Raw genomic sequence first — 13,864 nt, 5'->3', positions numbered from 1 at the left:
TACTCTACCACCTTTGAGTCCGTGCAGGAAATGGCACGGCGTTCGCCGCGTTAAGGCTTAATTAAGAGTGTTTTACACTGAATTTGGGTGGAACCACGATTTATTCGTCCCAATGCTCGCAAGGGCATTGGGGCTTTTTGTTTTTATAATCAATTATTTTATATAAGGAGAATGTATATGATTAACGTTGAACTCAAAGGCGGAGTCGTTAAGGAATTCGAAAACGGAATTTCTCCCGCCGAAATCGCAAAATCAATAGGAATGGGACTTTACAAGTCCGTATGCGCCGCAAGCGTAGACGGCGTAGTGTGCGACCTCCGCACTCCGCTTGAAAAGGATTGTAAGGTTGAGCTTTTGACCTTTGACGATTCAGACGGCAAGCACGCATTTTGGCATTCCGCTTCACACGTGCTCGCACAGGCGGTTAAAAGACTTTATCCCAACGCAAAGTGCGCGATCGGTCCCGCAATCGACAACGGCTTTTACTATGATTTTGACGTTGAAAAGCCCTTTTCAGCCGAAGATTTGCAGAAGATTAAGGCTGAGATGAAGAAGATTGTAAAATCAGGTTTTGAAATAGAGCGTTTCGAGCTTGCTCCCGACGAAGCTATTAAGCTTTTGGAGGATATGGGCGAGCCCTATAAGGTTGAGCTTGCCAAGGAGCATACAGACAAGGGCGAGAACATCAGCTTTTACAAGCAGGGCGACTTCACAGACCTCTGCGCAGGCCCTCACCTTATGAGCGTATCCGCAATCAAGGCGGTTGAGCTTACAAACTGCACAGGCGCTTACTGGCGCGGCGACGCAAGTAAAGCTCAGCTCTGCCGTGTTTACGGTACGGCGTTCCCCAAGGCTTCAATGCTCGAGGAACATTTAAAACAGCTTGAAGAGGCAAAAAAGCGCGACCACAACAAAATCGGCAGAGAGCTTGGCTTCTTCACAACCGTTGATTATATCGGCCAGGGACTTCCGATTTTGCTCCCCAAGGGCGCAAGAGTAATTCAGCTTTTACAGCGTTTTGTAGAGGACGAGGAGCAAAAGCGCGGCTGGCTGCTGACAAAAACTCCGTTTATGGCTAAGAGCGACCTTTACAAAATCAGCGGTCACTGGGATCACTACAAGGAGGGAATGTTTATTCTCGGCGATCCCGACAATGACGACGATGTTTACGCGCTCAGACCTATGACATGCCCGTTCCAGTATCAGGCTTACCTCAATCAGCAGCGTTCATACCGCGATTTACCGCTCAGATATAACGAAACTTCAACACTTTTCCGCAACGAGGCTTCCGGTGAAATGCACGGACTTATCCGCGTTCGCCAGTTTACAATCTCAGAGGGACACCTTATGTGTACTCCCGAACAGCTCGAGGACGAGTTCAAGCAGTGCGTAGAGCTTGCAACCTTTATGCTTAAGACAGTCGGTCTTTACGAGGATGTAAGCTACCGCTTCTCGCAGTGGGATCCTAACGACTGTGAAAAGTACATCGGCACTCAGGAAGAGTGGGATGAAGTTCAGGGTATGATGGGCAAAATCCTCGACCACCTCGGAATTGATTACAAGGTTGGTATCGGTGAGGCTGCCTTCTACGGTCCTAAGCTCGATATCCAGATTAAGAACGTATTCGGCAAAGAGGATACTCTCATCACAATTCAGATTGACCCGATGATTGCCGAGAAGTTCGGTATGGAGTACGTTGATAAGGATGGTGTTAAAAAGCATCCGTTCATCATTCACCGCACATCAATCGGCTGTTACGAGAGGACCCTGGCACTTCTTATCGAAAAGTACGCCGGAGCGTTCCCGCTCTGGCTCGCACCTACTCAGGTTAAGCTTCTCGCGGTTGCCGACAGACACCTCGACTATGTTTACGAGGTCAAAAAGGCGCTCGAAGCAAAGGGTATGCGCGTTGAGGTCGACGGCAGAAACGAGAAAATCGGCTACAAAATCCGTGAAGCCCAGCTTGAAAAAGTACCTTATATGTTCATTGTGGGCGATAAGGACGTTGAGGCAGGCACAGTATCTGTCCGTCACCGCAAAGAGGGCGACCTCGGCGCTATGAAGCTTGAAGAATTCATCGCCATGGCAGAGGAAGAAATCAACACAAAGGCGATTAAATAAGTAAATTCAGGCAAAATATTAAAAAAATTAAAAAAATACTTGCATTTTACAATTAAATGTAGTATAATCTATCTGTTATTTGTGTAAAGAAGTAGGTGAAAAGAATGAAAGAAGGAATCCATCCTAAGTATGAGCAGACCACAATCACTTGTGCTTGCGGTAATGTTATTGAGACAGGTTCAACCAGAAAAGACATCCGTGTTGAAATTTGCTCTAAGTGTCATCCTTTCTACACAGGAAAGCAGAAGCTTGTTGATACAGGCGGACGTGTTGACAGATTCAAAAGACGTTTCAATATTGAGAAATAATGACTTTTACACAGGCGGCACGAACGTGTCGCCTTGTTTTCATTTATCGGGGTAACTATGAACACAGACTACAAAACAGTCAAAATAGAATCAAGCGATGAATTCACCGAGAAACGCTCGCGGTTTATCGGCTATGTTAAGCCCGTTAAGACCGAGGCAGAGGCTACGGAATTTATAAATTCTATCCGTTCAAAGCACTGGGACGCGCGGCATAATGTTTACGCTTATTCGCTCAGAGAGGGCAATATAAAGCGTTACAGCGACGACGGAGAGCCCTCGGGTACGGCAGGAATGCCGGTGCTCGACGTTATCACAAAGAACGAGGTTTACGACGTATGCGTTGTGGTAACGCGCTACTTTGGCGGTGTTTTGCTCGGCACGGGCGGATTGGTACGCGCTTATTCCCAGGGCTCAAAAATCGCGCTTGAAGCAGGTCAGGTAGTCTTAATGCAAAACTGCCTTGTCTGTTCGCTTACCTGCACGTATAACCAGTACGGCAAAATCTCCTCGTTAATCCCCGATAACGGCGGAGTAATCGACGATTCCGTGTTCGAAACCGACGTAAAGCTCAAATTCCACATAAAACCAGACGGTTTGCCTGCCTTAAACAAAAAGCTTGCCGACTTAACCTCCGGCGTGGTACAGGCAGTTTCTGACAGCGAGCAGTATTTTATGACGGAAATTTAAATAAAATTAAGAATAAAAAAAGTTCGCAAATTGCAATAGCAAGTTGAAACAAATTTAACGTTTGTAGTAGAATGTCGTGAGTTTATTGAGGGAGGAGCGTAGCGACGAGTGAGAGAAACTCACGACGGCGCGGCTCAAGCTGCCCTGTATATCCTGTCGAGTTCCTGCTCAAAGAGTTCCTCCGGAGTATGATACCCGAGTATCTTTCTGGGCAGATTGTTGATTTTGTCAGCAAAAAAGAGGATATCATCAGCACTGTAGTCATCTATGCTCTTCCCTTTTGGAATAAATCTGCGAAGCATTTTGTTGTGACATTCATTTGTTCCTTTCTCATAGGAAGAATACGGATGAGTAAAGTACACTGAAATCCCTTTTGATTCAACCTGAGAAAGATTGGCAAACTCAGATCCGTTATCTCCGGTTATGCTCTTGAACACTTCGTTATATTTATCTCCGAATTGCTCAATTAACCCGGATAGAGCTTCGTCTATAGCTTCAGCAGAATGATCTCTTATTTTCAGCCATATTGATTCACGATGCTTACGCTCAACTATTGTCATTACCTGAGATTCACCCTCTGTTTTTCTGCCGATAACGCTGTCAATCTCCCAATGACCGAATTCTTCACGAGTATCAACATCATCAGGTCGCATTTCAATACTGTTGCCGAGATTTCGCTTGTTTTCTCGGATTCGGTTTCCTTTGGTGTTACGCTTTAGCTTTTCAGGTAAATCTATATTTTTGATATTTAGCAAACCTAAATCAACGTAGTTGTACAGCGTTTTCGTGCAAACCATTTGTTTATCAGTATACAGATGATTTGCTTTGGCGTAACCTACGCAAGCATCAAGCGACCAGCCTTCTTCACGGAATTTCTTTTCAACATACTGAAGAAAACCGACCACTTCAAGACAATTGATATTTCTGCGGCTGTTTTTGCGACGTTCAAGGTAAACTTCCTTACCCTTATCTGCTTTATATCTCGCAACCTTACCGTTATACAAATATACAGTACCTCGTTCAACTTCATTTCTGATGGTATTGTATGGTCTGCCAAGGTGTTTGGCGATAGCATAAATTGACCAACCGTCTTTAAGTCGAACCTCTATTTCGTGTCGTTCTTCTGATGTTATGTGTTGAAATTTCTTGTGCTCCGTGTTACAATTGGAATTGTCCATAGTGATGATTCCTTTCGAATTGGTGTGTGGTAACTCAATTCTACTACAGAATCGTCGCTGTGGACTCTTTTATTTTATTGTTTCAACTTCATTTTACAACGCGCGAATAAAAAAAGTTTTAAATAAATAGAGGAATAAAATATTATTTTTCGTAAAAAGATATCGGAGAACAAAAAATGCGTGTAATCGTATTTAAGTTCTCAATAGCGAATTTAGCTTGCCAAAGGCAAATTTAGCTTTATTGGAAGGAGGGTTTTTCTTGGCTATTCCCGAAAGCTTTATTCAGGAGCTTAAGCTGCGCAACGACATTACAGAAGTAATTTCGACCTACGTAAGCCTAAAAAAGCGCGGCAGAAATATGGTCGGACTTTGTCCGTTCCACGGCGAGAAAACCCCGTCCTTTAATATTTATACCGAGACCGATTCCTTTTACTGCTTCGGCTGCGGAGCTTCGGGCGACGTAATCTCTTTTATAATGAAGATTGAAAATCTCGACTACGTCGAAGCCGTAAAGTACCTTGCCCAGCGCGCAGGATTGGATATGCCTGAGGACGGCTATGACGACAGTCTAAGCCGCCTGAGGAAAAGAGTATATGAGGCCAACCGCGAGGCGGCGAGGTTTTATTATAAAACTCTTATTTCCGAAAACGGCAGGGCAGGTCTTGACTATTTTCGCTCGCGAATGTTAGCGGACAGCACAATCCGCCATTTCGGGCTCGGCTTTGCTGATGATAACTGGTCATCGCTCTGCAAGCACCTTAAGTCCAAGGGATTTAAGGACAGCGAGCTTGTAGCCGCCAACCTCGCGGTACAGAGGAGAAACGGCAAGGGCATTTACGACCGATTTACTAACCGCGTGATGTTCCCGATAATCGACCTTCGCGGCAACGTAATCGCCTTTGGCGGTCGAATAATGACCGACCAAAAGCCGAAATACCTCAATACCTCGGACACGCCTGTGTTTAAGAAAAGCGAAAATTTGTTTTCGCTCAACAACGCAAAAAATTCAGGCTCACGTACCCTGATACTCTGCGAGGGCTATATGGACGTCATCGCGGTTAATCAGGCAGGCTTCCAAAACGCCGTGGCAACCCTCGGAACTGCGCTCACAACCGAGCAGGCTGTGCTTATGAAGCGCTACGCCGATGAAGTAATAATCTGCTACGACGCAGACGAGGCAGGTCAAAAAGCTACCGCAAGGGCAATTCCTCTGCTCAGGAACGCAGGGCTTAACATAAGAGTTCTCAATATTCCGAACGGCAAGGATCCCGACGAGTTCATCAAGTCAAAGGGCGTTGATGGTCCTGCGGCTTTCCGTGATATAATCGAAAAAAGCGGAAACGACGTTGAATACCGCCTGCAAAAGCTCAAAGGCGAGTACAACACCGAAACAAGCGAGGGTATGGTCGGCTTCCTAAACGCCGCGACAAGGCTGATTGCCACAATAAGCGGCGAGGTTGAGCGCGACGTCTACACCTCAAAAATCTGCAAGGAATTCGGCGTTGACAAAGAAGCCTTCAAACGACAGGTGAACTCCAACATTCGCCGCAAAAACCGTGATAATTCCAAAAAAGAGTTCCGCGAAATCCGCGATAATATGGCGGGCAGGGGAGATAAGTTTAACACCGAGCATCAAAAAAAGCCGCGTTCATCCTCTGCAGAAGAAAAATTAATTGTCTATTTGGTAAAGCATCAGGATTCCGCAGGTTATATATCAAAAAGGCTAAAGCCTGAGGATTTTCAAAATTCGCTTATGCGCCGATACTATGAATATTTTACCGAACGCATAAATAACGGCTACGAGCCTGCCAACAATATAACGGCGGACTTTACCGAGGACGAGCGAAATTATTATTATAAAATGGTAAATGGGCGCGTTTCTGTTCCTGAAACAAAAAATGCGCTTGACGAGTACATAGATTTAATTTTAGATGAGAGCCAAAAGGCAAAAATCGGAAATTCTTCCGATATGTCGAATGACGATATGCTCAACAGGCTCAACAAGTTAAGGGAAAAGAAAGGATGATTTAAATGGCTCAGCAGGATAAAAAATCAATCTTAAAGGAGCTTATCGACCTCGGAAAACAGAAGGGCTCCATTACAAACCAAGATATTCTCGACGCTATCGGCGAACTCGACTTCGAACCCGAAAAGCTCGAAAAGCTCTATGACGCAATCGAAGCTCAGGGTATCGAGATTGTCGAGGATATGGGCGAGATTAAAATTGACGATATCGAGCTTTCATATGAAGAATCCAAGGAGGAAAACGGCGGCGGTTCGTCCACCGAGCAGAACATCACGATCGACGACCCTGTAAAGGTTTATCTTAAAGAAATCGGACGTGTTCCGCTCCTTACTTCCGAGGAGGAGGTTGAGCTTGCAATCCGCATTTCCGACGGCGACGTTCAGGCAAAACAGCGCCTCAGCGAAGCAAACCTACGACTTGTTGTAAGTATTGCAAAGCGCTACCTCGGCAGAGGAATGCAGTTCCTCGACCTTATCCAGGAGGGTAACCTCGGTCTTATCAAGGCGGTTGAAAAGTTCGACTATACCAAGGGCTTCAAGTTCTCAACCTACGCCACATGGTGGATTCGCCAGGCGATTACAAGGGCAATTGCCGACCAGGCGCGTACAATCAGAATTCCCGTTCATATGGTAGAAACCATCAACAAGGTTAAAAAGGTTCAGTCCCAGCTCCTTCACCAGAACGGTCACGAGCCTTCTCCCGACGAAATTGCCGAGGAAATAGATATGCCCGTTGACAAGGTGCGCGAAATTATGCGTGTAGCTCAGGAGCCTGTTTCTCTTGAAACTCCTATCGGTGAGGAGGAGGACAGCCATCTCGGTGACTTTATTCCCGATAACGACGCTCCTGCTCCGGCAGACGCGGCTTCGCACACTATGCTCAGAGAACAGCTCTCAGACGTTCTCTCAACACTCACTCCGCGTGAGGAAAAGGTGCTCAGACTACGCTTCGGTCTTGAGGACGGCAGAAGCCGTACCCTTGAAGAAGTAGGCAAGGAATTCAACGTAACCCGTGAGCGTATCCGCCAGATTGAGGCAAAGGCTCTGCGCAAGCTCCGCCATCCCTCACGCAGCCGCAAGCTTAAGGACTACCTCGATTATTAATATTCCTTTTTAGAATTATGATTAATTTTGAAGAATGTGCCGAACTGCTCGACGAAATTGCGGATTCTATGCCTTATGAGCTTTACCGCGAGCTCAACTGCGGAATATCGCTTTTACCTCAGTTAAAGGTTCATCCCGCAGCACTGCACAATGACTTGTTTATTATGGCGGAGTACATACGCAATTCGCTCGGAAACGCGATTGTCTTTTACTACGGCTCTATCGCCAGAGTATACGGTAACGCCGACAAAGAGCGGCTTCGAAAAGAACTCGACCGTATTCTGCGCCATGAATTAAGGCATCATAACGAGCACCTCGCAGGCTGCGATGACCTCGGAATTATGGACGACGAGCAAATTTTGGACTACTTAAAAAGAAACGGCGTTCAGCCTAAGTGAGAATTTAACCCTTGTGATAATGCTCATGTACGGTAAGGAAGCAAGCAACCGAAAACAAGAGATAGACCGCCAGCACTACACTATTCCGAACCAAAGACCAAAAGATAAGCATTGTGGGAAAATCTAAACTTTTGGATTTTCCTACAATGCCAACTACGGCGGAATCCCTCCCACTCCTTATATCTTTCTGTATACATTGAATTTGTATTTAGTAAAATGCAGACAACACCACGGATCGGCTTTTGGTTGGACAATTCCAACCAAACACCACAGCAGACAGCAGAAAACATTCTGAACGCTAGGAAGCCGGTATGATTGTTACATATAAGGGGAAGAAAAATTTCTTTTAGGTACTTGCTTTCCTAAAACTGATGTGATACAATGATTTAATCCAGAAAAGGAGTAAAAAATATGCGGCAAGGTATTCTTAAATAAAACTATAATCAAATAGTGGGAACAAAGGATTATGATAGCTCCTTTTGTAGGGGCTTAGTTTTTTGTACCCAATTTAAGAATACTTTTGCCTTATCAATTTTGACATATCCCCAAAAACAGCAATCACAAACAGGTGTATGCTGTATATGTGTATGTCCGCAACTTATAATCCCCAGTGGTAAAAGTATTTTACTGCTGGGGATTTTTATGCCCTTTGGGGCTGTAAAGGGAGGACAATCACATGAAAATAATCAATATTGGAATTCTTGCCCATGTAGACGCTGGAAAGACGACCTTGACGGAGAGCCTGCTATATGCCAGCGGAGCCATTTCAGAACCGGGGAGCGTCGAAAAAGGGACAACGAGGACGGACACCATGTTTTTGGAGCGGCAGCGTGGGATTACCATTCAAGCGGCAGTCACTTCCTTCCAGTGGCACAGATGTAAAGTTAACATTGTGGATACGCCCGGCCACATGGATTTTTTGGCGGAGGTGTACCGCTCTTTGGCTGTTTTAGATGGGGCCATCTTGGTGATCTCCGCTAAAGATGGCGTGCAGGCCCAGACCCGTATTCTGTTCCATGCCCTGCGGAAAATGAACATTCCCACCGTTATCTTTATCAACAAGATCGACCAGGCTGGCGTTGATTTGCAGAGCGTGGTTCAGTCTGTTCGGGATAAGCTCTCCGCCGATATTATCATCAAGCAGACGGTGTCGCTGTCCCCGGAAATAGTCCTGGAGGAAAATACCGACATAGAAGCATGGGATGCGGTCATCGAAAATAACGATGAATTATTGGAAAAGTATATCGCAGGAGAACCAATCAGCCGGGAAAAACTTGCGCGGGAGGAACAGCAGCGGGTTCAAGACGCCTCCCTGTTCCCAGTCTATCATGGCAGCGCCAAAAATGGCCTTGGCATTCAACCGTTGATGGATGCGGTGACAGGGCTGTTCCAACCGATTGGGGAACAGGGGGGCGCCGCCCTATGCGGCAGCGTTTTCAAGGTTGAGTACACCGATTGCGGCCAGCGGCGTGTCTATCTACGGTTATACAGCGGAACGCTGCGCCTGCGGGATACGGTGGCCCTGGCCGGGAGAGAAAAGCTGAAAATCACAGAGATGCGTATTCCATCCAAAGGGGAAATTGTTCGGACAGACACCGCTTATCAGGGTGAAATTGTTATCCTTCCCAGCGACAGCGTGAGGTTAAACGATGTATTAGGGGACCAAACCCGGCTCCCTCGTAAAAGGTGGCGCGAGGACCCCCTCCCCATGCTGCGGACGACGATTGCGCCGAAAACGGCAGCGCAAAGAGAACGGCTGCTGGACGCTCTTACGCAACTTGCGGATACTGACCCGCTTTTGCGTTGCGAAGTGGATTCCATCACCCATGAGATCATTCTTTCTTTTTTGGGCCGGGTGCAGTTGGAGGTTGTTTCCGCTTTGCTGTCGGAAAAATACAAGCTTGAAACAGTGGTAAAGGAACCCTCCGTCATTTATATGGAGCGGCCGCTCAAAGCAGCCAGCCACACCATCCATATCGAGGTGCCGCCCAACCCGTTTTGGGCATCCATAGGACTGTCTGTTACACCACTCTCGCTTGGCTCCGGTGTACAATACGAGAGCCGGGTTTCGCTGGGATACTTGAACCAGAGTTTTCAAAACGCTGTCAGGGATGGTATCCGTTACGGGCTGGAGCAGGGCTTGTTCGGCTGGAACGTAACGGACTGTAAGATTTGCTTTGAATACGGGCTTTATTACAGTCCGGTCAGCACGCCGGCGGACTTCCGCTCATTGGCCCCGATTGTATTGGAACAGGCATTGAAGGAATCGGGGACGCAGCTGCTGGAACCTTATCTCTCCTTCATCCTCTATGCGCCCCAGGAATACCTTTCCAGGGCTTATCATGATGCACCGAAATACTGTGCCACCATCGAAACGGCCCAGGTAAAAAAGGATGAAGTTGTCTTTACTGGCGAGATTCCCGCCCGCTGTATACAGGCATACCGTACTGATCTGGCCTTTTACACCAACGGGCGGAGCGTATGCCTTACAGAGCTGAAAGGATATCAGGCCGCTGTCGGTCAGCCGGTCATCCAGCCCCGCCGTCCAAACAGCCGCCTGGACAAGGTGCGCCATATGTTTCAGAAGGTAATGTAAAGATACATAATCGTCAAGACGGCAACAATCAGAAGAATGTGCCGAACTGCTCGACGAAATTGCGGATTCTATGCCTTATGAGCTCTACCGCGAGCTCAACTGCGGAATATCGCTTTTACCTCAGTTAAAGGTTCATCCCGCAGCACTGCACAATGACTTGTTTATTATGGCGGAGTACATACGCAATTCGCTCGGAAACGCGATTGTCTTTTACTACGGCTCTATCGCCAGAGTATACGGTAACGCCGACAAAGAGCGGCTTCGAAAAGAACTCGACCGTATTCTGCGCCATGAATTAAGGCATCATAACGAGCACCTCGCAGGCTGCGATGACCTCGGAATTATGGACGATGAGCAGATTTTGGACTACTTAAAAAGAAACGGCGTTCAGCCTAAGTGAGAATTTAACCCTTGTGATTATTCACAGGGGTTATTTTTGCTTTGTTGTTGTGCAAATTACACATAAATCACAACAAAACTTTTATGGTCTAAACGGATTGAATAAAGAGTTATATTCTCTTTTAGAATTAAAATCAACTAACAAATGTGATAAAATAAGTTGAATAAGTGCACCTGCAAGGAGGCATTATTTTGAATTTCAAAAGAATTTTGACAGGAGTTTTGGTGTTTATTATGATTACCGGTATGAGTGCAGCTTCCGTTTCGGCGGACGGCAAAATCACAGATTTTCACCTGTACGCCGCACAGCTCGACAAATGGGCTTATAACGGCAACGACTTAGGCGCAAATTACACCTCCAATTCAACAACCTTCAAGGTTTGGGCTCCCACAGCCGACGAGGTTACCCTTGACCTTTACGACAAGGGCAGCGAGGCAGAGGGAAGCAAGTCTATCAAGACAAAGGATATGACCTTGGACGAAAAAACCGGAGTTTGGTCGGCTTCAATCAGCGGCGACCTCTCGGGAAAATACTATACTTATTCAGTAACCTACGGCGACGAAACCAAGGTTACAGGAGACGTTTACGCCAAGGGCTGCGGAGTTAACGGACTACGCAGTATGGTAGTGAACCCTGCAGCTGTAAATCCGCCCAACTGGGAGAATGACAATCACGTTTATGTTGCTCAGCAGACAAATGCGTCCGTTTGGGAAATTTCCGTTGCCGACTTCTCATCGTCCGAGACAAGCGGCGTGAGCGAAGCAAACCGCGGAAAATTCCTCGCGTTTACCGAGAGCGGAACGACAATTGACGGTATTCAGGGCGGTACTCCGACCTGCGTTGATTACCTTAAAAAGCTCGGTGTTAAGTACGTGCAGATTATGCCAATGTACGATTTCGGCTCGGTTGACGAGAGCAAGGACATTATGAAGCAGTACAACTGGGGCTACGACCCTGTTAACTACAACTGTCCCGAGGGCTCATACTCTACAAATCCCTACGACGGCAACACCAGAATTAAAGAGTGCAAGCAGATGATTCAGGCGCTCCATAACGCGGGGATCGGCGTTGTAATGGATGTGGTTTATAACCACACCTTCTCGACCGACTCTTGGTTCCAGTACACCGTGCCTAACTACTACTACCGTATTAATCCCGACGGCAGCTTTTCTAACGGCTCGGGCTGCAGCAACGACACCGCTTCCGAGCACCTTATGTTCAGAAAATATATGGTTGATTCTGTAACCTACTGGGCAAAGGAATACCACATCGACGGCTTCCGCTTTGACCTTATGGGACTTCACGACGTCACCACAATGAACGCAATCCGCGAGGCTCTCGATAAGCTCTACGAGGACGGCAGCGGTCAGAAGATTTTGATGTACGGCGAGGCGTGGAATATGGACACCTTTGCCGCGCCGAACACCGTAATGGCAAATCAAAATAACCTAAAGCAGCTCAACGCGCGTATCGGTGCGTTTGACGATACCCTGCGCGACGGTATCAAGGGCAGCACCTTCGGCGGCGGAGTTGGCTTTGTTCAGAACGGTTCAAGCCGTTCGAGTATCAAGACAGGCTTCCTCGGACAGTCCGATTCAAGCACAGGCTGGGCGAGCGCTCCTACCCAGTGCGTAAGCTACGCTTCCTGCCACGACAATCTCGCGCTATACGATAAGCTCGTAGATTCCGTCTATAACAACGGCAAATACCGCGACCGTGACGAAAACTTAGTCGCTATGAATAAGCTTTCGGCGGCTATCGTTATGACCTCTCAGGGAATTCCGTTCTTCCTCGGCGGCGAAGAATTCGCGCGCAGTAAGGACGGCGATGAAAATTCCTACGCTTCATCGCGAGAGGAAAATATGCTTGACTGGAAGAGTATCGAAAAGTACAGCGACCTAATCGAGTATTATCGCGGACTTCTCAGAATTCGCGAAAACTTTGCGGCATTATCCGACTGCACGGCTATGACCGCTAATAATATCGAATCGCTCGAAAATATGCCGTCAGGCGTTTGCGCATACAAAATCCACAACACCGAGTCAGGCAAGTGGAAGCTGATGACGGTGATTTTCAACGGCGGCTCCGACGCTCAGAATATTAATCTTGAGGACGAGTGGATTCAGATTGCGAATGAGGAAACCGCAGGTCTGCGCGACTTGGGAACGGTATCGGGCAATATCAACGTAAAGCCCCATTCAGCCGCGATTCTTATTGACAAAACAAGCTATGAAAATTCCTCGATTGAGGAGTACGAGGGCTTGCTTGTCGTTAATTACTACGACAATAAGACCAAGGAAAAAATCAGAACTCAAATGGTTTCCGACGAGGTGGGCAAGACCTACAACGTTGCGGATATCGCTTCTTCGCTCAACTACGACATCAAGTCGTCCTCTGGCGATACAAGCGGCGAATTTACAAAGCAAATCAGACGTGCAGATGTTTATGTTGAGGAGTTCGAGGGTAAGCTGTCAACTATTACCATAAAGTATGTTGACGATATCAACGGCTCTGAGCTTGCGGATTCATATGTTATCCGCAACCGTCAGGGACAGCCGTATTTCACCCCGAAGCTTCCCGATATCGAAAACTACACGCTTGTGCTCGACCAGCTTCCTAACAACGGCGCAGGCATATCACCCGGCGGCGATGTAACTGTAGAATATAAGTACACGCGAATCACCGACGATACCGACAAATCAATCTGCAAGGTCAACATCGTCTATATGGCTGACACCGGCAAAATCCTCGATACAAACACATTAGAGGGCAAGGAAGGGGAGCACTACAGAGCTAACGACAATGAGTATGAGGATATGAATCTCATCGAGCTTCCCGATAACTGCGACGGCGTGTTCAAAAAGGGCGAGATAAACGTGCTCTACCGCTACACCTCGCGTCCGAATCCGTATGCAGGAATGTTAGTCGGCGTCGGAATTACCGCAGGAGTGATCTTCGCATTGTGCATAGCTTCATTTATCTATTCAAGCTATAAGCGCAAACAAAAGCTAATGGCGCGAATGGACATTGTTGAGTGAGTTTTTACA

The 13,864-nt window shown here is 47.1% G+C and carries 10 protein-coding genes; 9 read left to right on the top strand and 1 reads right to left on the bottom strand.

The features are described 5' to 3' along the window. Positions 1–177 precede the first annotated feature (177 nt). From thrS to AB1I50_RS01660, 3 genes are all read left to right on the top strand, one after another. On the top strand, positions 178–2,121 hold the full coding sequence (gene thrS / locus AB1I50_RS01670) for a threonine--tRNA ligase (RefSeq protein ID WP_407724474.1): 1,944 nt from the start codon (positions 178–180) through the stop codon (positions 2,119–2,121). Positions 2,122–2,225: 104 nt separating this feature from the next. Continuing rightward, positions 2,226–2,429, top strand: coding sequence for a 50S ribosomal protein L31 (gene rpmE / locus AB1I50_RS01665; RefSeq protein WP_407724473.1), 204 nt, complete (start codon positions 2,226–2,228; stop codon positions 2,427–2,429). 57 nt (positions 2,430–2,486) lie between these two features. Next, positions 2,487–3,116: a YigZ family protein gene (locus AB1I50_RS01660; RefSeq protein ID WP_407724472.1), complete on the top strand. Its 630-nt coding sequence runs from the start codon at positions 2,487–2,489 to the stop codon at positions 3,114–3,116. A 134-nt stretch (positions 3,117–3,250) separates the two neighbouring features. On the opposite strand, the gene AB1I50_RS01655 is transcribed toward AB1I50_RS01660, so the two are convergent. Next, the gene (locus AB1I50_RS01655; protein ID WP_407723232.1) at positions 3,251–4,294 is read right to left on the bottom strand and encodes an IS30 family transposase; all 1,044 of its coding nucleotides are present in this window, start codon (positions 4,292–4,294) and stop codon (positions 3,251–3,253) included. 259 nt (positions 4,295–4,553) lie between these two features. Here AB1I50_RS01655 and dnaG point away from each other — a divergent pair, with 259 nt between their 5' ends. The 6 genes from dnaG to pulA all read left to right on the top strand — a co-directional run bounded on the left by dnaG (position 4,554) and on the right by pulA (position 13,855). Then, entirely contained in the window at positions 4,554–6,320 is a 1,767-nt protein-coding gene (gene dnaG / locus AB1I50_RS01650; RefSeq protein ID WP_407724471.1) for a DNA primase, read from the top strand. A gap of 5 nt (positions 6,321–6,325) precedes the next feature. Further along, on the top strand, positions 6,326–7,423 hold the full coding sequence (gene rpoD / locus AB1I50_RS01645; protein ID WP_407724470.1) for an RNA polymerase sigma factor RpoD: 1,098 nt from the start codon (positions 6,326–6,328) through the stop codon (positions 7,421–7,423). Positions 7,424–7,440: 17 nt separating this feature from the next. Further along, a complete protein-coding gene (locus tag AB1I50_RS01640; protein WP_407724469.1) occupies positions 7,441–7,821 on the top strand; it encodes a metallopeptidase family protein in 381 nt (126 codons plus the stop codon). Between the two features lie 676 nt (positions 7,822–8,497). Continuing rightward, complete coding sequence (tet(W), locus tag AB1I50_RS01635) at positions 8,498–10,417, top strand: tetracycline resistance ribosomal protection protein Tet(W) (RefSeq protein ID WP_002586627.1); 1,920 nt, start codon at positions 8,498–8,500, stop codon at positions 10,415–10,417. Positions 10,418–10,487: 70 nt separating this feature from the next. Then, the gene (locus AB1I50_RS01630; RefSeq protein WP_407724468.1) at positions 10,488–10,817 is read left to right on the top strand and encodes a metallopeptidase family protein; all 330 of its coding nucleotides are present in this window, start codon (positions 10,488–10,490) and stop codon (positions 10,815–10,817) included. Positions 10,818–11,008: 191 nt separating this feature from the next. Beyond that, positions 11,009–13,855, top strand: coding sequence for a type I pullulanase (gene pulA / locus AB1I50_RS01625; RefSeq protein ID WP_407724467.1), 2,847 nt, complete (start codon positions 11,009–11,011; stop codon positions 13,853–13,855). Positions 13,856–13,864 lie beyond the last annotated feature (9 nt).

This window comes from Ruminococcus sp. NATIVEDY161 (assembly GCF_045819895.1).
Lineage (GTDB): Bacteria > Bacillota > Clostridia > Oscillospirales > Acutalibacteraceae > Ruminococcoides.
This window is presented reverse-complemented; position numbering and strand designations above follow the sequence as displayed.

What these genes read in the sequence shown, in the direction of transcription:
- AB1I50_RS01630 (WP_407724468.1), top strand. Translation starts at nt 10,488, where the DNA reads ATGCCTTATGAGCTCTACCGCGAGCTCAACTGCGGAATATCGCTTTTA.
- rpoD (WP_407724470.1), top strand. Translation starts at nt 6,326, where the DNA reads ATGGCTCAGCAGGATAAAAAATCAATCTTAAAGGAGCTTATCGACCTC.
- thrS (WP_407724474.1), top strand. Translation starts at nt 178, where the DNA reads ATGATTAACGTTGAACTCAAAGGCGGAGTCGTTAAGGAATTCGAAAAC.
- AB1I50_RS01655 (WP_407723232.1), bottom strand. Translation starts at nt 4,294, where the DNA reads ATGGACAATTCCAATTGTAACACGGAGCACAAGAAATTTCAACACATA.
- AB1I50_RS01660 (WP_407724472.1), top strand. Translation starts at nt 2,487, where the DNA reads ATGAACACAGACTACAAAACAGTCAAAATAGAATCAAGCGATGAATTC.
- rpmE (WP_407724473.1), top strand. Translation starts at nt 2,226, where the DNA reads ATGAAAGAAGGAATCCATCCTAAGTATGAGCAGACCACAATCACTTGT.
- AB1I50_RS01640 (WP_407724469.1), top strand. Translation starts at nt 7,441, where the DNA reads ATGATTAATTTTGAAGAATGTGCCGAACTGCTCGACGAAATTGCGGAT.